Raw genomic sequence first — 24,875 nt, 5'->3', positions numbered from 1 at the left:
AGATTAAGTTGCAGATTAAGTTATTCAGATTAAGTTATAATAAAAAGCCCTCGATTAAAAGGGCTTTGGTATTAATATTTAACCATCTGTTGTTTTATTATACCTAGGGTTTGAACCGCTATGATTCTTTCGGTAAGTATCTAACCTAGAGGACTCTTTTTTCATAGCTCCATCTTCGGTCATTTTCCTTGAAGTAATATTCATTTTAGAAAAATTCTTCCCCGAATTTTCATGCTCTTGCTGCCTACGGTCTGGATTATTAGTAGTCCCAACGTAAACAACCTTATTCCCTTGCTTTAACTCGTAAGTTACAGTATCTCGATTACTCATAATATGCTCCTTATCGTGTATGACATGCTGTGCTGCAATAATAACAACCATCAATATTTAGTTGAGGGTTAACTTGTCTTGTTGCCGCTACAGCTCCAGAACAGCTACTGTGTTCGCCAACCGCAACACGATTTTGTAGATCAGGTAAATGATTGCATGTATTCTCGTTATGCACTTCATGGTACCCTTCAGATTGAGCATTTCTGTTAATAATATATCTAGCCATTATCTATACCTTACCTTCAATTAGAAGGCTTAAATGGCTATCTCAAAAGTCTTATTCCAAAAAGTTACTTTCAATTTTATAGAATAATGCATATATTGTTGCTTCAAAATTTGAAATAGCCGATATTTCAAATTAGAGAGATAACATGTTACTCCGCCAAGATTCGCATGTTTTCTCTCGCCTCACCTTTTCTTCCAAACCACTATATGTAGAATTTCCAATAAGATAAAACACAAGATAATGGGGTTTAACCTGTTTTGCAAGTGATAAAACACGTTGTTCTTTGCCATTTTTATTTTCAAAAAACTAGGGTTAGTGTTGACTAACCTAGCAAGACTATTTCCATTTTGGAATTTACTAAAAGCAACGATTATTTTCGTTATTTTATCCACAAGGGAGTTATATAAATTAATATTAATTTATATAACCATGCACTTCCTTAAAATAAATCAGCAACAGATACGTTCAATACTGCGGCTATCTTCTTCAACTCTATATCTGTAACTTGCCGACAATTGGACTCTATCTTTGCCAATGTACTTCTGGTGGATTTCACTCTGCCAGCCATAATAAATAGTGCTCATAACTAATGCCTGACTCTTTATCAACACCGCACAAAAACGCTTTTCTCACCGTGCGACTGCAAATATGATAATACGGTGTATCTAACAAACTGATCTGTTGCGAGGGAGGCTTAGGCATAATAATCACCAGACTTAATGAAGGTAAATTAAGCCTATTTTATTGATGGAAATATATACAAGTTATTATGGGTGGCAGATTAAATTCCCCACACAAAAAAGCCTTTCGTACCGTACGGCTGCAAATATGATAATACGGTGTATCTAACAAACTGATCTGTTGCGAGCGAGGCTTAGGCATAATAATCACCAGACTTAATGAAGATAAATTAAGCCTAGTTTATTGGTGGAAATATGTACAAGTTATTATGGGTGGCAGATTAAGTTTTTCCGAGCGAGGCTTAGGCATAATAATCACCAGACTTAATGAAGGTAAATTAAGCCTAGTTTGTTGATGAAAATATGTACAAGTTATTATGGGTGGCAGATTAAGTTTTGCGGTGTATCTAACAAACTGATCTGTTGCGAGCGAGGCTTAGGCATAATAATCACCAGACTTAATGAAGGTAAATTAAGCCTATTTTATTGATGGAAATATGTACAAGTTATTATGGGTGGCAGATTAAGTTAAGCCTTGGGTGCCGTCGCCACCGCGACAAAATAGCGATGAACTAACCAGTAGCCTTTTTATTGTTACGATTATTTATTAAAAAATACTGATAACTAGCTTTGGAAAGTTTTAACCAATTTGGTTGGCTAAGGCTTTTAACAAACCAATCTATAAATTTTTGAGAGTATCGAGGTCTGCCATCTATATCATAGTGTAAGTCAGACTTCTTTCTCACTTTCACCTTATGCTTATGTAGTACAGCCTGAAACGCGCCCGTTTTAATGTTAACTAAATTTTGATTTTCGTTTATTAAAATAATAGCTTCCTTAGTGTGAAAAGGGTGGGATATGTCTAAATCTACAGTTTTATGAATAATAACTGCCTTATTTCCTTCTTCTCCAACTGTCAGTGATACATCACTTTTGTCTTTTCGTTTAACTAATGCAAGCCTATAATCTATAGGAATTGAAAATTCATTTGAGTCACATTCTTTTGATGATGAGGTGAACGATTTCATAAACCTGTCTACTACTTCAGCGGTAAGTTCACCGTATTGCTTTTGAATTACAGCTATCTCAGTTTCAGGACCATCAATCACTAAACTAAGCATACCTACACTTTGTCCGGAAAGAGGTGCATTCCCCATTTCATTTCGGTAACGTGTTTGATAATTTAGCACTGTAGCTTGAAATAACCGCGATAACTGAGGTTGAAGTTCAGGTATAAGAAGATGAATAGCTTGGTCTCGAAGCTCAATTAACTTCTCTATATTCTTTCTAACTGGATCATTTTCTTCTATTCGCTTCTTTAGAGCATCACTTAAAGAGATACTTCGCTCTTTACTATAAAAAATGGTCGAATATCCATCACTTATAAGCAACTCAGCTTTTAATAGCAGCTCCCAAGCATTAACCATCATAATAGTAAAAGCTTCAACTCGATTCTTGAGGCTTGGTCGGTTATATACCTCTAAAGCTAAAGTAAATCCATCAAGACTTCGTTCGATTAACTTATCATGTAACCTTTTTTCTAGAGTAATTAACTTGGGCTTTGCCGATTGCCTTAAAACATCTAGAAATTGTTCATTTGATAATTCAAGTACGCCTTCAGCTGTATATTTATTTCTTCCTGTACTTTGAAAAACGCACTTACCTATAAGCTTTTCATTAAAATATTTACTTATAGTATTCTTAGGATAACTAGTTCGATCAGAAACCATATCGGTTGAAAATATTATACCGTTCGTTTCAAATTCTCTTAAAACTTCCGCTAATTCTATTTGATTGTTTTTCCTGACCATTCCATTGCCCCTTATTGATTGCGCTGTTTAGATATAGTAGAACCAACATAACCTTATAAAACAAAAAAAGCGAGCCGAAGCTCGCTTTATATTATTCTATATCAACTAGTTATTACTATTTATAACTTTCTACCGGAGGACATGAACATATTAAGTTTCTGTCACCATAAACATCATCAATTCTGTTAACTGTTGGCCAGAACTTATCTTTCGCTGCCGCTGGTACTGGGAATACCGCTTCTTTAATGGTGTAAGCACGATCCCAAGTATCGGTAATATCCGCTAATGTATGCGGTGCATTGTGTAGTGGGTTATCGTCGCTGCTCCACTCACCTGAGGCAACTTTACGTACTTCATCACGAATACACACCATGGCTTCGATGAAACGGTCCAGCTCAACTTTAGACTCAGACTCCGTAGGCTCAATCATAAACGTACCCGCTACTGGGAACGACATGGTGGGTGCATGGAAACCGTAATCCATTAAGCGCTTGGCGATATCTACTTCAGTAATACCACACTCTGCTTTAATAGGGCGTAAGTCGATAATACATTCGTGCGCTACGCGGCCATTAGGCCCAGTGTATAAAATTGGGTAATGTTGGCTAAGTTTAGTCGCTAAGTAGTTAGCGTTAGTGATAGCGTATTTAGTGGCGTCAGTAACACCTTTTTTACCTAACATGGCAATGTATAGGTAAGTAATACATAAGATACCGGCACTACCAAAGGGTGCTGCTGATACCGCGCCATTGCCTTTATTGCCTTCGGTGATATTCACTAAGGCATGATCAGGAAGGAATGGTGCTAGGTGTGACTTAACACCGATAGGACCCATACCTGGACCACCGCCGCCGTGTGGAATAGCGAAAGTTTTGTGTAAGTTAAGATGTGAAACATCAGCGCCGATTGAACCCGGTGATGTTAAGCCTACTTGTGCGTTCATGTTCGCGCCATCAAGGTAAACTTGACCGCCGTTATCATGAATGATGTTACAGATTTCAGCAATCGTTGTTTCGTAAATACCATGAGTCGACGGATAGGTGATCATGATACAAGAAAGGTTATCGCGTAACTCTTCAGCTTTTGCGGTTAAGTCGGCCATATCAACGTTGCCTTCTTTATCACAATTTACCACCACAACTTTCATACCAACCATTTGCGCTGACGCTGGGTTAGTACCGTGTGCTGATGAAGGAATTAAACAGATGTTACGATGTGCATCACCACGGCTTTCGTGGTATTTAACAATAGCGATTAAACCAGCGTACTCACCTTGAGCACCTGAGTTCGGTTGCATTGAAATGTTGTCGTAACCCGTTAACTCAACTAACCAGTCACCTAGTTGGTCGATCATTTTCTTGTAACCAACCACTTGATCAGCTGGTGCAAACGGATGCATGTTAGCAAATTCAGGCCATGATACTGGGATCATCTGTGCGGTGGCATTTAACTTCATCGTACAAGAACCTAAAGAGATCATTGAGTGGTTCAAGGCTAAATCTTTATTCTCTAATCTTTTAATATAACGAAGCATTTCTGTTTCGCTGTGGTACGAGTTAAATACTGGGTGCGTTAATATTTTAGACTCACGTACTAGTGATGCAGGAATAGAAGAATGACCACTGGCAACGATTTTCTCATCAAGAGCCGCAACGTCTAAACCATGACCTGCACCTAATAAGACATCAAATAATGTCGCTACCTTGTCACGGGTAGTGGTTTCATCTAAAGAAACAGCAATTTGGCCATCAACATCAGTACGTAAGTTTAAGTCTGCCGCAACAGCACGAGCGATGATTTCAGTTTTATTGTCTACATTAAAAGTAAGGGTATCAAAGTAGTTCGCGTGAACTGCTGTTAGCCCTTTAGACGCAGTACCTAAAGATAAAATATCGGTTAAACGGTGAATACGGTTAGCAATGGTTTTTAAACCTTGAGGTCCGTGATAAACCGCGTAGAACGCTGCCATGTTGGCTAACAATACTTGTGCGGTACAAATGTTTGAGTTGGCTTTTTCACGGCGAATATGTTGCTCGCGCGTTTGCATTGCCATACGCAGTGCTGGATTACCACGGGTATCTCTTGATACACCAATAATTCTGCCTGGTAAAGAACGTTTGTATTTTTCACTGGTAGTGAAGAATGCCGCGTGAGGACCACCGTAACCCATTGGCACACCAAAACGTTGGCTTGAACCAATAACGGCATCAGCGCCTAACTCACCTGGTGACTTCAACAGTACCAAGCTCATGATATCGGCAGCAACCGCAACAATGGCTTTTTTCTGATGAATTTTAGCAATTAGCTCGCTAATATCAGTTACTTCACCTGAAGCGCCTGGGTATTGAATTAGGGCACCAAAAATATCATGATCAGCAGCTTCATTGGCCGGAGCGATGATAATGTCAAAACCAAACATTTCTGCCCGTTGTTTAACAACGTCGATGGTTTGTGGGAAAATATCTTCAGAGATAAAGAACAGGTTTGATTTTTTGTTTTTAGAAACACGTTTGGCTAGTGCCATGGCTTCGGCAGCGGCAGTGCCTTCATCTAATAATGAAGCAGACGCTAGGTCTAAACCAGTCAAGTCGATACACATTTGTTGGTAGTTTAATAATGACTCTAAACGACCTTGAGCAATTTCTGGTTGATACGGCGTATACGCAGTATACCAACCTGGATTTTCTAATACGTTACGTAAAATAACGTTTGGCGTTAAGGTACCGTAATAACCTAAACCAATATAAGTGTCGTTAATCTTGTTTAAGCTAGCAACCGCTTTTAAATCAGCCAGTGCTTGTACTTCAGTTTTGCTTTCTTCAATATTTGGCAAGTCGGCAAGACGGATGTCACTTGGTACGATTTCGTCAATTAACGCATCAACAGATTCTGCGCCAATGTCATTTAACATGGCTTGGGTTTGTGCTTCATCAGGACCAATATGGCGACGAATAAAATCTTGAGTTTGCTCTAACTCAGCTAATGAGTTAATAGGCGATTGTGAGGTCATAACAGTTTCACTTAAATGTAGGTAAATTACGTAAATTTAAAAAATATTAGCAAGCTAACTTGGTCATTCCCATTTTACTTAGGCGGGAAGCCAAAGAAATTAATACTGGCTCCTCGATTAAACACTTCGAGGATGACATTATTAAACACTTCGAGCATGACGTTATTAACGCTTGGTGTAACAATACTATTTTCTTTTATGCTTTTAGCATAAAAGAAAGCCTCAAACATAGGTTAGAGGCTTCAATCTATTTTAGCTAAGATAATCAATGTTTAAGCAAAGCCGTCAAGCCGCGAACTCCATGAGCTTAGTTTACTAAGTGATTGGAGTGAGCGGTGTAGACAATGCCGACTAAACTTGATTAACGACGCTAAAAATTTTTCGTAAACAGTCAGCTGTTAGGCAAGGCGCTGAAGTTATGAGTTTACTGAGCTTAGTACACTAAGCGATGGCAACGAATAACAAAGGCAACGCAGCATAAATGCTGAATGTGACCGAAAACTAGTCTTCGTCGATAGAGTTTTTGTAGCCTTCCGCATCAAGTAAGTTGTCTAACTCACTTGCATCGTCAAGTTTCACTTTAAATAACCAACCGCCACCAAAAGCATCCGAGTTAAGTAACTCTGGAGCATCTTCTAGTTCTTCGTTGATTGCAATAACGGTGCCTGAAACAGGTGAGTATATATCTGAAGCAGCTTTTACTGATTCTGCTACGGCAACATCATCGCCAACACTAATTGAATCATCAACATCTGGTAATTCAACAAATACCATGTCACCTAAAAGGTCTTGTGCGTGTTCAGTAATACCGATAGTAGCAGTACCGTCACTTTCAAGACGAACCCACTCGTGAGATGTTGCATATTTTAATTCTGAAGGAATGTTGCTCATTTTTATTTTTCCTATTTCACTTTATTAGTAAATTGATTCACTACTTAATTAGAAAGTAGATTAAATTTCTGTAATTTATATAGCACAAAAACCGCTAGATAATAATATTTATGTACTAGTTAACGCATCCTAAATAATAGTAATCACAGTGAAGCTGTCAAATTTCGTAGCGCTGAGCCTAGTTTAATTAAATTTACTAAGTTATGCGCTATGTCAATGCCGACAATAAAACTGCGGTTACTAGTATGACGGACGAATTAGAATACTTTTTTGCCGTTACGAACAAAGCTTGGTTTTGTCACAGTAACTTTAACTAATTTCTTACGCATTTCAACTTCAACCACATCACCTACTTTTACGCTGCGAGGTACACGCGCTAAAGCAACACTGTGACCTAGTGTCGGTGAGAAAGTACCTGAAGTGATGATGCCTTCGCCAGCTTCAGTAATAACCTTTTGCGCGGTACGCAAAACGCCCTTCTCTTCCAATACTAAACCAACCAACTTAGGTTGGTCACCGGCAGCTTTTTGTGCAGTTAATACCTCACGACCGATAAAATCACGGTCTGTTGGTTCCCAGCTTATGGTCCAGGCCATGTTAGCTGCGATAGGCGAAACGCTTTCGTCCATATCTAAACCGTAAAGGTTCATGCCGGCTTCTAAACGTAAAGTATCACGGGCACCTAAGCCACATGGCGCTACGCCAGCGTCTAATAATTTTTGCCAGAAATCTTCTGTAGCACTTTCCGGAAGGATAATTTCGTAACCAAGTTCACCGGTATAACCGGTAGTGGCGATAAATAAATCACCTACTTGTACACCAAAAAATGGCTTCATGCCTTCAACGGCAGCACTTTCTTCAGCAGAAAGTAAAGTACCGACTTTAGCGATAGCTTCTGGGCCCTGTACGGCAATCATGCCAAACTCAGGACGCTCAGTAATAGTAATATCAAAACCAGTTGCTTGCTTAGTCATCCAAGCAAGATCTTTTTCACGTGTTGCCGAGTTAACAACTAAGCGGTAGTTAGTGTCGGAGAAGAAGTAAATGATCAAATCATCAATCACACCACCAGCTTCATTTAACATACCTGTGTATAACGCTTTTCCTGGGATTGTTAACTTAGCAACATCGTTAATCACTAAACGACGTAAAAAAGCTTTTGCATCTGTGCCTTGCACGTCAACAATGGTCATGTGTGAAACATCAAACATACCGGCACTTTTTCTTACCGCATGATGCTCTTCAATTTGAGAGCCATAGTTAATTGGCATTTCCCAGCCATAAAAATCAACCATTTTTGCGCCTGAAGCTAAATGCTTTGCATGTAATACTGTTTTATTAGTCATGTGTTCCACTCTAAGAATTGACAAAGTTGCTTAATTATAGCTGGCACTTACCGTTGATTCAACAGTAAAAGCTACAGTTTTAAAATATAAACCCGTGTTCCATGTAATATCGGAATTATATTTCAAAATTAAGCGTATTATGGAATATATCGCAACATTATCTTGATGTTCTAGCCACAGAACAAATAAAAGCCAATAAATTTATTGGCTTTTATTTTTAACTGCTTATATTTACTATTTATTATAGCGGCGGCTATTGCCGGGTGATTAGTAGCACTACAGTGTGTCTTTTTGATAGGCAAGCTCGGGCAGATCGGCCTTGATACCTAACGCTTGGGCAATCAAGTGATTTTTAGCTGGCGCAAAGTTATTAAGAATATTCATGGCGATACCGCGCAGTAATTTAACTGGCGATGGCTGCGGGGCAAAGGCTTGTTTAATGGCAGCCATGGCCGCAATCATTTCACTTGCTTCACTTTTACGCCAGCGGGAAAATGCTTTAAGGTCGGCGACATTAACAAATTCCGCATAACTTTCATCATACTCACTAAGCTTGGCCGTTAAGGTTTGTGCTAAAGCGGCAGCATCAAGTAAACCTAAATTAACGCCCTGGCCAGCAAGTGGATGTATGGTATGAGCCGCATCGCCAATAAGCACTACGCGGTCTTTAACAAAATCTTGTGCTAAACGCATGGTTAAGGGGTAAGTGAAGCGCTCGCTGACTAATTTAATATCACCTAATTTACCATCACTGGCTGCCGTTAATTCTTTAGCAAACTCACTGGCATCAAGCGCGGTTAAACGTTTAGCTTCATCCGGTGAGGTAGAATAAACAATAGAGCATAACTTCCCAGCTAATGGTGCTGAAGATTGCCCTGACTTTAGCGGTAAAAAGGCTAATGGCCCAGTCGGTAGAAATACTTGCCAAGCGGTGTTTTGATGACCTTGAGGACATTCAACTGTGGCAATAATGGCGTGGTGGTCGTAATCTTTAAAGATCATCGCCATAGCCATTTGTCGACGTACCCAGGAATTGGCGCCATCCGCACCAACAACCAATTTAGCAATAATAGGCGGCGTTGGCTTAGTAGCACTTTCATCAGCATTGTCATGAACAAAAGTAGCAAAAACTTCACTATCCCCATGACTGATGCTAGCTAATGTATTGTCGGTAAAAAAGTGAATGCCTTCATCAAGCTCGGCTTGTTGCCATAACGCATGGCGAATAACTTTATTTTCAATGATCCAACCTAGGTTATCTTCAGGTGGCCAGCTGGTACTGTCTTTTGCGGAAAAATCTAACTTACCTAGGCCGGCTTTATCCCAAATATGCATATGTTGATAATCTTGCACGCGGCTATGTTCAATGGCAGACCATACGCCTAGGTTAGTAAAGATATTTTTGCTGGCAACATTAATGGCGCTGACTCTAACATCGATACTTTCATCAAGCTCAGTTACGGCTGAGCTATCTACCAAAGCAATTTTTAACTGGCTTGCTTGGCGTAGCGCTAATGCTAGGGTTAAACCCACCATGCCAGCACCGACAATTAGTACATCAAATTTTTGCATGTTTTTCTCTGGTTAAATTCAAGTAATGGCACATCGACTTTCACCAAGTATCCACGAGAGTGACAATAATACTAGTGAGATTTCATCAGCCGTCCTCCCCGAAATGTCTGATCGCGGAGCCAGTTGTTTATCTTATTTACGGTACTCAACACCCACAGCTAATATCATACATAGCCGTCATCCCCAAAGTGTCGGTTCGCGGAGCCAGTGTTTTATCTATGTCTGGTCAAATTAATGTGGCTACACTCATTTCCTCAGGCCTAATAACCCTATATCTAATAACCCATAGTTTTCTTAACTAAGGCATTTTTAAGCGGTGCAATAAAATTAAGCGCCTGTAAGCCGATATTGCGGCCAAGCACCAGTGGTGGTAGATCATTAGCAAATAAGGTCACCAGTGAATCCGTTAATTGAATCACTTCGCGTTGATCTTTCGTCCTATTCAGTTGATAACTATATAATAAGGAAAAACGTCCAATATCTTGCCCTGCTGCCACGGCCTTAGTCACTAATTCAGCCATAACCTCAACATCACGCAAGCCTAAATTAAAGCCTTGGCCGGCAATAGGATGGATAGTATGGGCCGAATTACCCACCAATGCCATACGATGATAGCTTTGCTGCTGTGCTTGCAATAATACCAAGGGGTAAGTATCACGTTTTCCGACATGCGTGATCGCGCCAAGATAACTACCAAAAGCGCGCTCTAGGGCAACTTTAAAAGCATCATCAGAGAGCTTGTTAATTTCTTCGGCTTGCTCTGGTGTCATGGTCCAAACCAGCGAACAACGTGACTCGCCATCCGTTGATGAGCTCGAGTTTACTGACTTGAGCGGCAACATGGCAATAGGGCCAAATTCAGTAAAACGTTCAAAGGCTTTTTGCTGATGGGCTTTGCTGGTTGAGACATTGGCAATTAAAGCAACTTGCTGATAATCAGCACAAGTAACCTCGATATTGGCAAGTTTTCTAACTGGTGAATGTACGCCGTCACAGCCCAGTAATAGCTGTGCGGATAAGACTTTACCTGAGTTGAGGGTAACCTTGATTTTCGTCTTATCAGTGTCGCTATCGTTTTGCTGTTGTGATTGGTCTTTGTCTAGACCTTGGCCTTGCCAGTCGATATCCGCTATTGAGTCTGGATTAAACCAGTGGATATTATTATTTATATTAGTGTTTTGACTTAAGGCTTTTAATTGCGCTTTACCAATAAGCGCCATATCTATGACATAACCTAAGGCATTTACACCATGGTCCTTGGCGGTTAACCTTGCTTTAGCAAAGTGCCCTCTGTCAGAAATATCAATATCGGTAATCGCACAGGCATCATCTTTCAGGTATTGCCAGACGCCTAACTTAGCGAGATAGTTAGCGCTACCGTGAGACAGTGCTAATACGCGGGCATCAAATAAGGCATGGTCATCTGCTGAGCTAGTTTGTTTAAAAGTCTGGGTTTCAACGATGGCAATGGTTAAAAAACTGCCATCAGTTTTGCTTAATTTACTTAAACTTAACGCCATTAAACTACCCGATAAGCCACCGCCTGAGATAATGACATCAAAATGTTGGTTACTGTGTTCCATCGCGTTAATCTTAGTTTTATCAGAATGAGTATTAATGTTTTGTTGCCCGCATCATTGTTTAAGTTAGATGACCAGTTTTAGTAGCTGCCTGTTTAAGCTTAACTAACCTGAACTCTGGATAATGAGTGCTTGATGGTTAAGTAAAAACAACAACTTACGGTTGTTAAGAACAAAATATACAAGATGTAGTTACTTAACTTCTGCTAGCACTGGCTTGCTATAGGCAGGCTAGCGTTAATTCAACAATCAAGCCGTTACTTTCACGTTTTTATCATCAAGTCTTCAATATCTTCAATGGTTTGTGGTGAGTTAGCCGTTAAATTCTCAAAGCCCTGTGCTGTCACGGCAATATTATCTTCAATACGCACACCTATGCCACGCCACTTTTCTGCCACAGCTAAATCACTAAGGGGGATATAAATTCCCGGTTCAATGGTCATCACCATACCCGGTTCAAATAAACGCAGCTGCTCTCTATCGCTATTGATATGATAGTCACCAACATCATGAACATCTAAACCTAACCAATGACCAAGGCCATGAATAAAGTACTCTTTTACTTTCTTATCACTAATAAGCTCGGTTAATTCACCGGTAAGTATGCCTAAGTCGACTAAGCCTTGTGTTAAAAAAGCGTTGGTTAATTCATTTAACTTGGCAAAAGACATACCAGGTTTAATGGCGTTAATCGCCAGATTTTTGGCATCAAGTACCAGTTGATAGATGGCTTTTTGCTCCGTGGTAAATTTACCATTCACCGGGAAAGTTCGGGTAATATCGGCAGCATAACCGGCTAATTCGGCGCCAGCATCAATCAGTAATAACTCATTATTTTTTAATACCGCGTTGTTATCGGTGTAATGAAGAATATTAGCGTTATCACCGCCCGCTACAATACAGGCATAGGCTGGATGCCTAGCACCATGGCGAGCAAATTCATGGAGGATTTCCGCTTCAAGTTGATATTCAAACTTACCCACTTGGCATTTTTGCATGGCGCGTTGATGTGCTAACCCTGAAATATGATTGGCTTGGCGCATTAAGGCCAATTCATTATCGCTTTTAATTAAACGTAGCTCAGCAATAATAGGGTCAGTATCGGTTAAATGCTGTGGCGTTTTGGCCCCTTGACGAATACTGCTCTTTACTTGCTTTAACCAAGTAAACACTTGCGCAGCAAAGTTATGATCACTAAAACCAAAAAGCACTTGGCTTTTGCCATCAAGATAATCAGGTAATAGGTTATCAATTTCAGCGACGACAAAACTTTCATCAACACCATAGTCTTGCACCGCTTTGACTTGGCCAATCCTTCGCCCTTGCCAAATTTCATGTAAAGGGTCTTTCGCTAATGAAAATAAAATAGACTCGGCTTTACCCTGTTCATCTTTAAGCAAAACTAATAAGCCATCGGGCTCATTAAAACCGCTTAGGTATAAAAAATTTTTATTTTGGCAAAAAGCATATTCGGTATCGTTACTGCGCGTAAGTTCACTGGCCGCAGGAAATAAAGCGATAGAGTTATGTGGCATTTTCGCCATCAATGCGGCACGATGCTTAGCAAAGTCAGTCAAAGGTAACTGGCTAAGGGCTGGTTTACTTAACGGTGAAGTGCTCATGTAATTACTCGCGCCTATTTATTGTTGTGCTAACGGTCATGAAAAATTAGTGAATTATTTTTTTCTTAGTGCCGTTACTTTCTTGATTTGGTGGTGTCGCTAACTCGCTAAAACATAATAAGGCAGAAATTCGTACATACTCACTTATTTCAAAATACGCTTGTTCAGTATCTTCATCTTCGTCCATTTCATCAGATAAGTTAGCAATTTCACTAAAATCTGTCAGTACTTCTTTAACTTCAGCAGAAACAACCGGAGTATCTTTTTGCTCTAAACCAAAACCTAAATTAAAGCCTTGTACCCACATACTCAAGGCATGACCACGTTCGGCCATACTATCATCGTCATCAGGTAATAATAAATTAAAGCTATAGGTGTCATCTAATATGCTAGTCCACAATTCACTATACATTTGCTTAAGTGCTATTTTAACGGCTTTTGGAAAACTATCACCGTCATTAAATAAATCATTAAGCATAACCATATAGCCTTGATTTTCAAATTCAAAACCGGCACAAACTAAGCCAGTTAATACACCATGAATTTCACTGGCATGTGATCTTACATCTTCGCTAGTTAAAATGGCTTGTATACTGGGAAAATCCATTAAGTTATTGTTGGCATCGTTATTTGAGTTTGCTTGGGTCATGATTTACTTTCTATAATTACGGGGAGTTATGGTCAGTAATGGTATCACTGGGGAAAATGACAGAAAAGGAAAATAACAGAAAAATCCGATAATAGTCGCTAAATGCTTGCATAGCTGGCTTAGCATCGTTATTATAAAAATAATAGCTTAAAAACAGTCCACTTATGGCTATATTATTAATAACTCTTGGAATTTCTTGTAAATGGCGCAACGAACGGTAGAAATCAACATTGTTGAGCGCAAGCTGAAAGTCGCTTGTCCAATAGGGCAAGAAACCGCCTTATTATCTGCGGCGCAAGAATTAACTAACCGTTTAATCAAAGCGGGTGAGCTCAAAACGATCTGCTCACCTGAGCAGAAGTTATTAATGACCGCGTTAAATTTAGCCAATGATTTATTGAAAACTCAACAGCAATTAAAGGTAGAGCAACAAGAAAATCAAAATAAAATCGCTTTATTGCAAGCAACCATAGAACAAGCCATTGCTCCACACAATAAAAAAATCGCTTGATAATTAATCACTTACTCTTTTTTAGCACTATTCCTTTATTATTTAAACCGGTAACTCCTTTTACCACAATTAAAGCCTAAAAATAAAACAAAACGAATAATTACTCGACACTCAGCTAAAAATTATAAAAAAAAGCTTATTGGATGATTTCTTTTTCGCTATACTGGTTTTGTCTTCTGGGGTGTTTGTGTGCGAACTATGTCCCTGAGCCGATAAGTTTTACCTTAGGAAATTGACTATTAGCTATTGTGCAAGCCCGGCTCGTATCGGGAAGCCTACGGTTAGCATGATACTTCCGCCCTGAACACACGGTGTTCAGGACTAAAGTTAGCTGCGGCACCTTGGAAGCACCCTCCTCTCTTTTCAGAACAATCATATAGCAACAATATTTCCGCACCCTCTACTCTTACCTAAAGAAAAGATCACACTGTGTTCAGGACTAAATTCCCTGCGGCACCTTGGAAGCACCCTCTTCTCTTTTCAGAACAATCATATATCAACAATATTTCCGCACCCTCTACTCTTACCTAAAGAAAAGATCACACTGTGTTCAGGACTAAATTCCCTGCGGCACCTTGGAAGCACCCTCCTCTCTTTTTTGAACAATCATATATCAACAATATTTCCGCGCCCTCTACTCTTACCTAAAGAAAAGAGCACACGGTAATCAAGACTAAGTTAGCTGCGGCACCTTGGAAGCACCCTCTTCTCTTGTCAGAACAATCATATAGCAACCATATTTCCGCGCCCTCTACTCTTACCTAAAGAAAAGAGCACACGGTAATCAAGACTAAGTTCCCTGCGGCACCTTGGAAGCACCCTCTTCTCTTGTCAGAACAATCATATAGCAACCATATTTCCGCGCCCTCTACTCTTACCTAAAGAAAAGAGCACACGGTAATCAAGACTAAGTTCCCTGCGGCACCTTGGAAGCGACTATATCTACTTGCAGATTTATCCCCAATTTATATATATCGCCCTTCGAATAAAGAATATCAACAATATTTCCGTACTGTCTCTACTCTTTCCCTTAAACGATTACCTTAGCGACTATCCCATTTCTAAAGATATCAAAACAGTATGTTGGTTCCCTCTCCCTTTAACGCCAAGCAAACAACAATGCTACAATAATAGTACCTAGAACCGCCAAAGTAGTGAGCTTGTTATGACTAATAAGCAACAGTGTATTACCGTATTTTTCGATGGTGCTTGCCCGCAATGCATTAGAGATCAACGCTTTTATCAACACTTTGCTGGCCAAGGTGGTGAGCAGGTAAAATGGCTAGATATCACGGGCCAAGATGAGTATTTAAAAACCTTAGGTATTGTCCCAGTTAAAGCACTGACCGAGCTGCATATCCAACTTGCCAATGGTGAAGTGTTATCAGAACTAGATGCCTACATTGTTTTAATGTCTCGAGTATGGCTATTAAAGCCTTTAGCTTTTTTTATATCTTTGCCAATAATTAGGCCTTTTATCGCCAGAATTTATCACCAAAGAGTGACAAAGCGACTAAAATCACAAGGTAGAATGTAATCAAAATCTCCCTATAGAAAGCAATTATTCAATTACGCTTTTTTGAACTCAGCACACTAAGTTCATTCCGCTAAATTTAGCTATTTTTATAAACTACCACTATGGTTATTTATAGTAACAGTTCTGCTGGCAGCGAGTATTGAACCGCTAAATATGAGGTAATAGTTTTGTTCATAAACTCATTAAAAACTAAACTTATCATCTTTTATTTATTTCTGATTATCTTTGTCATTTTTATCAAAGTGGGCGATCTTAACCTTATTCAACTACCACAACTTTATGCATTAGAAGCTTTATCAGATGAAAAAGATATTAGCCGTATTAAAATGGCTTTTACTTCAAAGAGTAGAGAGTATGGGGTGATAAATTATGATAATGCGGTTTGGGATGATACTTATCATTATGTGGATAATAAGAACAGCCAATTTACAGAAAGTAATTTTGTGCTTGATACCTATAAAAGTTTAGGCATCAATGGTATCCATATTTATGATAAGCAAACAGTAACGATATGGCAGCAAGCATGGAATATCACTGATTGGAGTCCACTAACATTCCCCCCTTTTGACCAACCTTCGACATTTGTTAAAAAACACATTTTAATATCCGAAGAATTAATTATTAAAAACAATAATAAACCGGTTTCTCGGGTCGGTTTTACCTTGCTTGACGATAAACTCATTTTATTTGCCGCCACCAGTATTTTCAAGGCAAACTTAACCGGTAATGCAAATGGCACCATGCTATTTTGGCGGTTTTTTGATGAGCAAGTTTTAACTGACTTGCAACAAAGAGCAGGCATTAAGTTTACTATTGAAGTTATTCAACCAAATCTAAAAAACACAGTAAAATTAACGTCGAAAAATTCATTTATAAAGAACTCTTACCGAACGAAAAAAGATGAAATATTTGACATTATCCCGCTTATCACAAATAACGGCGCGATTAAGTTTACTTATCAAGCGCCGATAAGGCAGTTTGCCACCAGCTGGTTAAATCATGCAACAATTGTTTCTTCAACGCTTCTGTTGTTAACACTCGGGGTGTTATTTATCTTTTTTCATTACTTTATCATTCGACCTATATTACAAGCTGACAATTTGGTCACCGCTATTATCAAAGACAATGACCATTCAATACGGTTTGCCAGCAAAAGAAAGGATGAGCTAGGCACCCTATTTAATTTAATTGACCGACTTTTAGATGGGGTAGAATCTAATGAACAGCAGTTAATCTCTCATAATGTCCGTTTACAACATATCAGTCAGACCGATAGTTTAACCAAGATCCCTAACCGTCGAGCATTTGATACTACTATGAAAAAACTATTGCAGGTGAGCCCTTTAGGTTTAGATGTGGCAATCTTGGTTGTTGATGTGGATTATTTCAAAAAGTACAACGACTGCTATGGCCACGCTCAGGGCGATAAAACCCTTTATGCCATTGCACAAACATTACGTAAAAACTTACATGAGGACACCGATTTTGTTGCTCGTTACGGCGGGGAAGAATTCGTTGTGGTGTTAAAAAACACCGATAAAAAATCGGCACAGGCAGTTGCTAATAATTTAGTCAACATAATAGCAGACTTAAAAATATCACATCAGGATTCAGATATAACTGATATTGTCACTATCAGCATAGGTATTCATGCTTTTGTTATTTCTGGGCAAACGCAATATATGCCACTGTTTGAACTGGCCGATCAAGCGCTCTATCAAGCGAAAGAGCAAGGGCGAAATAGAGCGATAACCACAGATTAACCTTACTTTAACATGCAAATTTTGTATGAAATTCTCGTTGTAGGATATTCCTTCAAAAAACCTGTTCATTCAGCTTAGCAAGTTTAACAAAATCTGGTCGAGGCATTTTATCTAAAATGCTATAAAGATACATCACTATCAGAGTTAACGCACTACCAACAAAACTCACCAAGACAGCAATAACTGCAGCACTGGAGAGAATGAGACCAACGTGTGTGGCAGATAAAGTAAATTTTTCATAAAGAATGACCGCTAGAAATGGCCAGACCATGTAATAACTACCACGGGTAATAAATGAACCAAATAACAAGATCCACATTAGTTTCGGGAATTGTTTAAAGCGCTTTACCGAGACGATATTTGACATAATAGCCATTCCATTAAATTAATTTTCAATTCAGAACTACATTAGTAAGCTTTGAGTAAAGACTACCACTGATTATATAAACAAAAAACCTTACATAATTAATTGTATTGCTTTTTTGCTGATAAAAGCAATACAATTTGCCTAGAACAAGCTAATTTATGTAGTTGAGTACAGAGCATCACTAGGCAAAAAACGTAATCAAGCAACTAATTCAAATAGCCAAGCAGTAAGAGCAAGTAATAAATGAAGCAAACAACAACTGACAACTCAGCCGCGATTGGCGTATTTGATTCGGGTGTCGGTGGACTTTCCATTGCCAAGTGTATAGCTCAGCAACTGCCCCATGAAAATATTATTTATATTGCCGATAGCCGCCATGCCCCTTATGGCGAGAAGTCGGTCGATTTTATTATCCAACGCGTTAATACCATGGCAAAATTACTCCTTGCTAAGGGCGTTAAAGCCCTAGTCATTGCCTGTAATACCGCTACCGTTAATGCCATTGAGCAACTCAGAGCACAAGTAAATATCCCTATTATTGGTGTTGAGCCCGCAATTAAACCGGCAGCAAAGCAAAGTATCAGTAAAAAAATTGCCATATTAGCGACTCAAGCGACCAGTGAAAACCAACGTTTTAAAGACTTGATTGACCGGCACCATAATGGTGCGCAAATTTTCATTCAACCCTGCCCTGGATTGGTCGAATTTATTGAGCAAGGCCAGCAGCACAGTCCCGCCTGTAATGCCTTATTAAGACAATATATTGAGCCCTTAGTTAAGCAAGGTATTGATACCCTAGTTTTGGGTTGTACCCACTACCCTTTTATACAACAACAAATAAGCGTTATTGCCGGTCAGCAAGTTAACATTATTGAAACTGCCGCTCCTGTTACCCAGCAGTTAATGAAGAAATTGGCTGAAAATAATTTAACTGCCGGTAAAACACAGCAAGGGCAGACTCAATTTTTTAGCTCACTGGCGACTAAAGAGCAAGAACAAATATTCAGCCAACTATGGCAAGCACCATTGACTTTACAGCCATTGAAGGAATAAAAATTACCCGAATAAGGGTTTACCTATAAGCAAAAAAAACAGAATAATTAACAGTGGGCAATAATATTTTAAATAATTTTAGCCGTTTAGCCGTCTAGGCGTAAAAAAAGCTAGATAGTTGTTTTCAACAGGTGTAGAATCGCCGCATTATTTTGTATAACTCAAATTTTTCTGAGGACTTATGTCTAGACACCTTTTTACTTCCGAGTCTGTTTCTGAAGGCCATCCTGATAAAATTGCCGATCAAATCTCTGATGCGGTTTTAGATGCCATTATTGCCAAAGATAAATATGCCCGTGTGGCGTGTGAGACTATGGTAAAAACCGGTGTTGCTATTATATCGGGTGAAGTATCGACTAATGCTTGGGTTGATTTAGAAAAAATAACCCGTAATGTCATTAGTGAAATAGGCTATACCTCGTCAGATGTTGGTTTTGATGGCGCAACCTGTGGCATCATGAATTTGATTGGTCAGCAATCACCTGAAATAGCGCAAGGTGTTGATCGTAGTAAGCCAGAAGATCAAGGTGCTGGTGACCAAGGTTTAATGTTTGGTTATGCAACCAATGAAACCTCAACCTTAATGCCTGCGCCCATATACTATGCACATCGTTTAGTTGAGCGCCAAGCTGAAGCACGTAAATCGGGTATTTTACCTTGGTTACGTCCAGACGCTAAATCTCAAGTGACGTTTATCTACGAAGATAATAAACCAATCGCTATTGATACCGTGGTACTTTCTACCCAGCATAATCCTGACATTAAGCAAGAAGATTTAGTAAGTGCGGTTATGGAAAATATCATCAAGCACGTATTACCTGCTGAGTTACTTACACCTGAAACCAAATACCATATCAATCCAACAGGTCGTTTTGTTATTGGCGGCCCAGTAGGTGATTGTGGTTTAACCGGTCGTAAGATTATTGTTGATACTTATGGCGGCATGGCACGTCACGGTGGTGGCGCTTTCTCAGGTAAAGATCCATCAAAAGTTGATCGCAGTGCTGCTTATGCAGGTCGTTATGTCGCTAAAAACATTGTTGCCGCTGGCATTGCCGAACGCTGTGAGATTCAAATTTCTTATGCTATTGGTGTTGCCGAGCCGACATCTATTTCAATCGATACTTTTGGTACCGGTAAAATATCTGAAGAAAAATTGGTCGAGCTAGTCCGTGAGCACTTTGACTTACGTCCATACGGCATTACTAAGATGTTAGATTTATTGCATCCTATGTATCAGCAAACGGCGGCATACGGTCACTTTGGTCGTGAACCCTATGAAATGACTGTCGGTGATGATACGTTCACCGCCTTTAGCTGGGAAAAAACCGATAAAGCGGACGATTTACGCAAAGCTGCGGGTTTATAACGTCAGTTAGCTCCAAGATACTATTTTCTGCGAGTGAGTAAATAGAAATTATGTATTGTGCTGACCCCTAGACATCCTGTCTCCGTTAGCTACTGTACATAAAAAAGCCGGTATACCTTTAGGTGTAGCGGCTTTTTTGTTTATGTTTTAGTCATAAAGACTAGCTAGCAGCACCTAATTTTTACCTAAGCCCAGCTTTAAATAACACCTTAGTACCTTTAGCACCCAGCGATTGGCAATATTTACTTGGTAGTCATTGCCAATCGCTGGTGTGCCGGCAAAAATATCAAGTAAACTTATGATGTTACCGTCACGTAGCTGAACTGAACTGAACTAACCAGTGAAATTCACTGGCAGCTTTTGTGCTGACTTCAGTATTTTTTTGTCAGAGAGCAGAGTTCAAGTTAGCTACAAGTTAGCTGCTATCAAATGAAATGAAATGAAATGAAAACGAGAGGATAAGTAATTTTATTCAATATTACATTGTTTTTTAACCTAAGCGCCCATATTTTATATTGCATCAACAATGGCAAAAAATTATCATTAGTGCCGGTGAGCAAAGCGGTCGGATCCATGTGGTCATTGTTGATGAGGTATAAGGGTTGTTCCCTTATCGAAATCAATAACGTAATATAAAGGCAATTATAAATTAGCCCTACCGGGCTTGTGCAAGACACATATTCAGCTGGCTTGGGTATGAAGCGTTGTTACCGTTATAGCCCAAATATTTTCATTGGCTACTGATATTTAAAGCAATGAGTTTTAACCGCTATGAGTGCTTAGCATAAACTCTAGCGCAGAGACTGCAATAATGACGGATAAAGGCAAGGTTAACATTAACACTGAACAGGAAAGATAATGACAACAACACAAAAAAAATCTCAAGCAATTAAACTTGGCGTGGTTATGGACCCTATATCACAAGTGAAAGTGGCCAAAGATTCAACCATGGCGATGATGTTTGAAGCCCAAAAACGTGGTTATGAACTGTACTACATGGAAATGAAAGATTTATACCTTGAACAAGGTCAATGTCGAGCGACGACACACAGAATAAAAGTCTTTGATGATAGTGAACATTGGTATGAATTGTCTGACCCTCAAGATATCGCGGTAAGTGAATTAGATGTAGTATTAATGCGAAAGGATCCACCGTTTGATACTGAATTTATTTATGCAACCTACATGCTAGAACGAGCTGAAGTTGAAGGCACACTTATTGTCAATAAACCACAAAGTTTACGTGACTGTAATGAAAAACTATTTACCGCGTGGTTTAGTGATTATACCCCTAAAACGTTAGTCACGCGTAGCAGTAAAAAAATTCGCGAATTTCACCAAACACAAAAAGACATCATTATTAAACCCCTTGATGGCATGGGTGGTGCGTCAATATTCCGCATAAAAGCTGATGACGTGAATATTGGCGTCATTATCGAAACCTTAACCAACCATGGCGAGCAATATGCCATGGTCCAAGAGTTTTTGCCAGCCATTGCCGACGGTGATAAGCGTATTCTTATTGTTAATGGCGAGCCTATGCCTTATTGTTTAGCGCGTATACCGGCTAAAGGTGAAACTCGTGGTAATTTGGCTGTAGGCGGACGTGGCGTTGCTCAACCATTAAGTGTTAGCGACAAGGCTATTGCTGATGCCATTGCCCCTGAATTGAAAAGACGTGGTTTATTATTTGTTGGCCTTGATGTTATTGGTGATAAAATCACGGAAATTAATGTGACTAGCCCAACGTGTATTCGTGAAATTGAAGCGGCTTATCCAATAAATATTAGCGGCAAGTTAATGGATGCCATTGAAGATAACATCAATAAATAAGAGCTAAACTGCATGGAAAAACGACAAAAAACAGCATTAAAAATAAAATTAACCCGTTCGCAGGAGCAAGGTGAGTCGCCATCAATGATGAGTTTAGAAAATCAATTATTGATTGCCATGCCCACCCTTGCTGATCCCTATTTTCAGAAGACTGTAACTTACATTTGTGAACACAATAAAGCTGGTGCTATGGGCTTGATCATCAACTTGCCGGTAAATATCACCGTAGCGGATTTACTTAAGCAAATAGAGCCAGTAGAAGCGGCCAAAAACGACAGTTGTGACTTGCCTGATAACAGTGATAGTACTGAGACCACGGCGGTAACTGATAGCAAGAATAGCTTAAAGCAATTAGTACTCTCAGGTGGCCCCCTTGCTCAACACCGTGGTTTTGTTTTACATAGCTCACAAACGGGTTGGAATAGTTCATTGACCTTGAGTAAAGAGTTAATGATCACCACCTCAAAAGATATCCTTATGGCTTTGGGCACTGAAAAAGAACCAGAGCAATTTATGGTAACACTTGGTTATGCTAGTTGGGGACCCGGTCAACTTGAACAAGAGCTGCAAGCCAACTCGTGGTTAACCGCGCCTGCTGATAGCGAAATTCTTTTTAATACCCCTATCGAGCAACGTTGGAAAAAAGCCACTGAAATACTGGGAATCGATCTCGCTCACTTATCCTCAGATATTGGCCACGCTTAATTCTTCGCATAAATACTTTGACCTGAACTATGGCTCCCTTAATGACTGATTGCACCAAGGAAAAGAATGTCGACTAAAACTAAAGCGCCTATTGGCCAACGTACCGTTATCGGCTTCGATTTTGGTAAAAAATATATTGGCGTTGCCGTCGGCCAAGAAATGACCGGTAGTGCCACGCCTCTTGGCTCTATAAAAGCGACCGACGGTATGCCACATTGGCACAATTTAGCTAAATACCTGACAGAGTGGCAGCCTGACGTTATTGTCGTTGGTTTACCCCTTAATATGGATGGTAGTGAGCAGCAATTGACTCTCGATGCTAAAAAATTCGGCAAGCGAATCCAGGGCCGTTTTGGTATAAACGTGGAATTTCAAGATGAGCGCTTAACCACCGCCGATGCTAAAGAGCAGCTATTTGCTCGTGGTGGCTTTAAGAACCTTAAAAAGGATAATATTGATGCTGAGTCGGCCCGACTTATTATTGAAAGTTATTTTGCACAACAATATGGCGACTAATGGCAAAGAGCACATTAGGGTTTACTGGCTCCGACCATAATCATTGCTCTTTTGGGGGTAAATGCTCTGCCCTTTTTATCAATAAATTTAAAGGGTATGGCAATATTTTTTAACCCAGAATTTTTAATAATAGAAAAATGTAGATGTGGGCCGGTAGAAAAACCTGACGACCCTGAACGTGCCAGCCTATCGCCAACGGCCACTTTATCTCCCTCCTTAACCAAAGCAGTAGCCATCAAGATATGTGCATACGATGAAAAAGTACCATCATCATGCAACACTTTAATGACATTAGCTTTATCGCGGAAGTAGCGAGTAGTGCCACTCATATGATAATCATCTTTCACCCAAACGACTGTGCCTGCTCGCACAGCAGTTAAGTAAGTACCCACATCCATAACGATATCTACTGCATATTTATTATAATCATCGGTATGAGAAAAGTTGCCATTAAAGGCTTGGCTGATCCTATGCCCCTTAGGTGAAAAAAAAGGCGCATGGTATGGGTAATTATCAGCCACACTGCTGGGGTCACCCAGTGCCCAACGATACTGTACCTTGCTAGTATTTTTATCACTGTGACATAAAGCAATACTATCGCGTGCGGGGATCACTTTTCGAATCTCTTTTTTGGTCACGGGTGAGGTAAAGCCGATTTCAATTGCGCTATAAAAATTATTTTTGCCATGGAGGGTAAAACCTTCACTATTCTTCACATAATAGAGCTCAATTTTACTGCTTGGTTTTTTGGCTTGAGTATAGCTTAGCGTTTCAAAGCTTTGTTCTTTTTCTGGCGGCTTATCACTGAAAACCCAATTGCCTTTAGCATCTTGGTATTTATACATTTGCCCTGCTTGGCCCATATTAAGACCAGCAACAAGTAACATTAATACCAATAAAATCTTCATTGTTAACCGTCCTTGTTTTCCTTAAGTGATAAAACTATTCACTGCAAACTGCCATATACTGATTAAGCTATGTTATGGTTCATATTGAATGAGAACTCCTGCTTTTACATAACGATTTAAAGAGCATTAAAAAGGATTTTATCAATATGTTGAAACTATTAGGCACGATTTTACTACTAGCAGCCAGCACTTTATCATTTAATTTAAGCGCTGAAATTTATACTTGGACCGATAAATACGGCAAAGTTCACTTCAGTGATAAGCCCATAGATGGTGAAAAAGTCACCACTGTAACGCCCAAAGAAAATCATAATATTGCTGATGTAGTCAGCAAAGACAGTCAGTGGCAACAAGACTATAATAAGACTAAGCAAGCGAAAGCTGAACGAGCACAAAAAGAGGCCACGTTAGCTAAAAAAAATAAAGGCTATTGCAAGCAACTAAAAAGCCAGCTAGCAATCATTAATCAAGGCGGTCGAATCTATATGATGTCACCTGATGGTCAGCGTAGCTTTAAAAGTGAAGCGCAACTAACAGCTCAAAAGAAAAAACTCAATAAGACCATTAAGAAAACCTGTCGGTAACTTAAAATAATT

Annotated in this window: 20 protein-coding genes, 1 other RNA gene and 3 pseudogenes; 10 read left to right on the top strand and 14 right to left on the bottom strand. The window is 39.5% G+C overall.

The window, feature by feature from the left end:
* Positions 1-78: 78 nt before the first annotated feature.
* The 12 genes and pseudogenes from CMT41_RS05060 to CMT41_RS05020 form a co-directional block, all read right to left on the bottom strand.
* A complete protein-coding gene (locus CMT41_RS05060; RefSeq protein WP_058028140.1) occupies positions 79-330 on the bottom strand; it encodes a GIY-YIG nuclease family protein in 252 nt (83 codons plus the stop codon).
* A 665-nt stretch (positions 331-995) separates the two neighbouring features.
* Positions 996-1,124, bottom strand: a complete 129-nt coding sequence (locus CMT41_RS19885) for a helix-turn-helix domain-containing protein (protein WP_083494213.1) — start codon at positions 1,122-1,124, stop codon at positions 996-998.
* Positions 1,118-1,258: pseudogene (locus CMT41_RS19460) on the bottom strand (transposase); the annotation flags it as partial. The gene CMT41_RS19885 and the pseudogene CMT41_RS19460, both read right to left, overlap by 7 nt.
* A gap of 84 nt (positions 1,259-1,342) precedes the next feature.
* Positions 1,343-1,438, bottom strand: a pseudogene (locus tag CMT41_RS19880) (Mobile element protein); the annotation flags it as partial.
* Between the two features lie 370 nt (positions 1,439-1,808).
* A complete protein-coding gene (locus tag CMT41_RS05055) occupies positions 1,809-3,047 on the bottom strand; it encodes a DUF3644 domain-containing protein (RefSeq protein ID WP_058026536.1) in 1,239 nt (412 codons plus the stop codon).
* A gap of 115 nt (positions 3,048-3,162) precedes the next feature.
* Entirely contained in the window at positions 3,163-6,057 is a 2,895-nt protein-coding gene (gene gcvP / locus CMT41_RS05050) for an aminomethyl-transferring glycine dehydrogenase (RefSeq protein ID WP_058026535.1), read from the bottom strand.
* Positions 6,058-6,558: 501 nt separating this feature from the next.
* Entirely contained in the window at positions 6,559-6,948 is a 390-nt protein-coding gene (gene gcvH / locus CMT41_RS05045) for a glycine cleavage system protein GcvH (RefSeq protein WP_058026534.1), read from the bottom strand.
* Positions 6,949-7,205: 257 nt separating this feature from the next.
* Complete coding sequence (gene gcvT / locus CMT41_RS05040) at positions 7,206-8,294, bottom strand: glycine cleavage system aminomethyltransferase GcvT (protein ID WP_058026533.1); 1,089 nt, start codon at positions 8,292-8,294, stop codon at positions 7,206-7,208.
* Positions 8,295-8,570: 276 nt separating this feature from the next.
* A complete protein-coding gene (locus CMT41_RS05035) occupies positions 8,571-9,866 on the bottom strand; it encodes a UbiH/UbiF/VisC/COQ6 family ubiquinone biosynthesis hydroxylase (protein ID WP_057180091.1) in 1,296 nt (431 codons plus the stop codon).
* A 275-nt stretch (positions 9,867-10,141) separates the two neighbouring features.
* On the bottom strand, positions 10,142-11,449 hold the full coding sequence (gene ubiH / locus CMT41_RS05030) for a 2-octaprenyl-6-methoxyphenyl hydroxylase (protein WP_058026532.1): 1,308 nt from the start codon (positions 11,447-11,449) through the stop codon (positions 10,142-10,144).
* Positions 11,450-11,709: 260 nt separating this feature from the next.
* Positions 11,710-13,068 carry a Xaa-Pro aminopeptidase gene (gene pepP / locus CMT41_RS05025; protein ID WP_058026531.1) on the bottom strand — a complete coding sequence of 453 codons (1,359 nt, stop codon included), beginning with the start codon at positions 13,066-13,068 and terminating at the stop codon, positions 11,710-11,712.
* Between the two features lie 46 nt (positions 13,069-13,114).
* Positions 13,115-13,717, bottom strand: coding sequence for a UPF0149 family protein (locus tag CMT41_RS05020; RefSeq protein WP_058026530.1), 603 nt, complete (start codon positions 13,715-13,717; stop codon positions 13,115-13,117).
* Between the two features lie 202 nt (positions 13,718-13,919).
* Here CMT41_RS05020 and CMT41_RS05015 point away from each other — a divergent pair, with 202 nt between their 5' ends.
* The 4 genes from CMT41_RS05015 to CMT41_RS05005 all read left to right on the top strand — a co-directional run bounded on the left by CMT41_RS05015 (position 13,920) and on the right by CMT41_RS05005 (position 17,528).
* The gene (locus CMT41_RS05015) at positions 13,920-14,228 is read left to right on the top strand and encodes a cell division protein ZapA (protein ID WP_058026529.1); all 309 of its coding nucleotides are present in this window, start codon (positions 13,920-13,922) and stop codon (positions 14,226-14,228) included.
* A gap of 170 nt (positions 14,229-14,398) precedes the next feature.
* A non-coding RNA gene (gene ssrS, locus CMT41_RS18515) (6S RNA) lies at positions 14,399-14,580 on the top strand.
* A gap of 813 nt (positions 14,581-15,393) precedes the next feature.
* Entirely contained in the window at positions 15,394-15,765 is a 372-nt protein-coding gene (locus CMT41_RS05010; RefSeq protein ID WP_058026528.1) for a thiol-disulfide oxidoreductase DCC family protein, read from the top strand.
* A 167-nt stretch (positions 15,766-15,932) separates the two neighbouring features.
* On the top strand, positions 15,933-17,528 hold the full coding sequence (locus CMT41_RS05005) for a sensor domain-containing diguanylate cyclase (protein ID WP_058026527.1): 1,596 nt from the start codon (positions 15,933-15,935) through the stop codon (positions 17,526-17,528).
* Positions 17,529-17,640: 112 nt separating this feature from the next.
* Here the strand turns inward: CMT41_RS05005 and CMT41_RS05000 are convergent.
* Positions 17,641-17,895 (bottom strand): annotated as a pseudogene (locus CMT41_RS05000) (MFS transporter); the annotation flags it as partial.
* 243 nt (positions 17,896-18,138) lie between these two features.
* Here CMT41_RS05000 and murI point away from each other — a divergent pair.
* The 5 genes from murI (at position 18,139) to ruvX (ending at position 23,371) form a co-directional block, all read left to right on the top strand.
* On the top strand, positions 18,139-18,948 hold the full coding sequence (murI, locus tag CMT41_RS04995) for a glutamate racemase (protein WP_232300017.1): 810 nt from the start codon (positions 18,139-18,141) through the stop codon (positions 18,946-18,948).
* 181 nt (positions 18,949-19,129) lie between these two features.
* Positions 19,130-20,317 (top strand): methionine adenosyltransferase, encoded by a 1,188-nt coding sequence (metK, locus tag CMT41_RS04990; protein WP_058026525.1) that lies wholly within the window; start codon positions 19,130-19,132, stop codon positions 20,315-20,317.
* Between the two features lie 858 nt (positions 20,318-21,175).
* Positions 21,176-22,150 (top strand): glutathione synthase, encoded by a 975-nt coding sequence (gene gshB, locus CMT41_RS04985; protein ID WP_057180082.1) that lies wholly within the window; start codon positions 21,176-21,178, stop codon positions 22,148-22,150.
* Positions 22,151-22,234: 84 nt separating this feature from the next.
* Positions 22,235-22,855, top strand: a complete 621-nt coding sequence (locus CMT41_RS04980) for a YqgE/AlgH family protein (RefSeq protein ID WP_057180346.1) — start codon at positions 22,235-22,237, stop codon at positions 22,853-22,855.
* A gap of 66 nt (positions 22,856-22,921) precedes the next feature.
* The gene (ruvX, locus tag CMT41_RS04975; RefSeq protein ID WP_057180081.1) at positions 22,922-23,371 is read left to right on the top strand and encodes a Holliday junction resolvase RuvX; all 450 of its coding nucleotides are present in this window, start codon (positions 22,922-22,924) and stop codon (positions 23,369-23,371) included.
* Between the two features lie 14 nt (positions 23,372-23,385).
* Here ruvX and CMT41_RS04970 read toward each other — a convergent pair whose 3' ends face one another.
* Positions 23,386-24,279 carry a peptidoglycan DD-metalloendopeptidase family protein gene (locus CMT41_RS04970; RefSeq protein WP_058026524.1) on the bottom strand — a complete coding sequence of 298 codons (894 nt, stop codon included), beginning with the start codon at positions 24,277-24,279 and terminating at the stop codon, positions 23,386-23,388.
* Positions 24,280-24,425: 146 nt separating this feature from the next.
* Between CMT41_RS04970 and CMT41_RS04965 the strand changes: the two genes are divergently transcribed.
* Positions 24,426-24,863, top strand: coding sequence for a DUF4124 domain-containing protein (locus tag CMT41_RS04965; RefSeq protein WP_058026523.1), 438 nt, complete (start codon positions 24,426-24,428; stop codon positions 24,861-24,863).
* The last annotated feature ends 12 nt before the right edge of the window (positions 24,864-24,875 follow it).

Source organism: Colwellia sp. MT41, assembly GCF_001444365.1.
Lineage (GTDB): Bacteria > Pseudomonadota > Gammaproteobacteria > Enterobacterales > Alteromonadaceae > Colwellia > Colwellia marinimaniae.
The sequence above is the reverse complement of the archived record's forward strand: the minus strand, read 5'-3'. Positions and strand labels throughout refer to the sequence as shown.

Excerpts from the sequence above, each read along its gene's own strand:
- murI (WP_232300017.1), top strand. The coding sequence starts at position 18,139 with ATGAAGCAAACAACAACTGACAACTCAGCCGCGATTGGCGTATTTGAT.
- CMT41_RS05020 (WP_058026530.1), bottom strand. The coding sequence starts at position 13,717 with ATGACCCAAGCAAACTCAAATAACGATGCCAACAATAACTTAATGGAT.
- ruvX (WP_057180081.1), top strand. The coding sequence starts at position 22,922 with ATGTCGACTAAAACTAAAGCGCCTATTGGCCAACGTACCGTTATCGGC.
- CMT41_RS05010 (WP_058026528.1), top strand. The coding sequence starts at position 15,394 with ATGACTAATAAGCAACAGTGTATTACCGTATTTTTCGATGGTGCTTGC.
- gcvP (WP_058026535.1), bottom strand. The coding sequence starts at position 6,057 with ATGACCTCACAATCGCCTATTAACTCATTAGCTGAGTTAGAGCAAACT.
- CMT41_RS05060 (WP_058028140.1), bottom strand. The coding sequence starts at position 330 with ATGAGTAATCGAGATACTGTAACTTACGAGTTAAAGCAAGGGAATAAG.
- CMT41_RS05015 (WP_058026529.1), top strand. The coding sequence starts at position 13,920 with ATGGCGCAACGAACGGTAGAAATCAACATTGTTGAGCGCAAGCTGAAA.
- pepP (WP_058026531.1), bottom strand. The coding sequence starts at position 13,068 with ATGAGCACTTCACCGTTAAGTAAACCAGCCCTTAGCCAGTTACCTTTG.
- CMT41_RS04980 (WP_057180346.1), top strand. The coding sequence starts at position 22,235 with ATGATGAGTTTAGAAAATCAATTATTGATTGCCATGCCCACCCTTGCT.
- CMT41_RS19885 (WP_083494213.1), bottom strand. The coding sequence starts at position 1,124 with ATGGCTGGCAGAGTGAAATCCACCAGAAGTACATTGGCAAAGATAGAG.
- gshB (WP_057180082.1), top strand. The coding sequence starts at position 21,176 with ATGACAACAACACAAAAAAAATCTCAAGCAATTAAACTTGGCGTGGTT.
- ubiH (WP_058026532.1), bottom strand. The coding sequence starts at position 11,449 with ATGGAACACAGTAACCAACATTTTGATGTCATTATCTCAGGCGGTGGC.
- CMT41_RS04970 (WP_058026524.1), bottom strand. The coding sequence starts at position 24,279 with ATGAAGATTTTATTGGTATTAATGTTACTTGTTGCTGGTCTTAATATG.
- metK (WP_058026525.1), top strand. The coding sequence starts at position 19,130 with ATGTCTAGACACCTTTTTACTTCCGAGTCTGTTTCTGAAGGCCATCCT.
- gcvT (WP_058026533.1), bottom strand. The coding sequence starts at position 8,294 with ATGACTAATAAAACAGTATTACATGCAAAGCATTTAGCTTCAGGCGCA.
- CMT41_RS05055 (WP_058026536.1), bottom strand. The coding sequence starts at position 3,047 with ATGGTCAGGAAAAACAATCAAATAGAATTAGCGGAAGTTTTAAGAGAA.
- CMT41_RS05035 (WP_057180091.1), bottom strand. The coding sequence starts at position 9,866 with ATGCAAAAATTTGATGTACTAATTGTCGGTGCTGGCATGGTGGGTTTA.
- CMT41_RS04965 (WP_058026523.1), top strand. The coding sequence starts at position 24,426 with ATGTTGAAACTATTAGGCACGATTTTACTACTAGCAGCCAGCACTTTA.
- gcvH (WP_058026534.1), bottom strand. The coding sequence starts at position 6,948 with ATGAGCAACATTCCTTCAGAATTAAAATATGCAACATCTCACGAGTGG.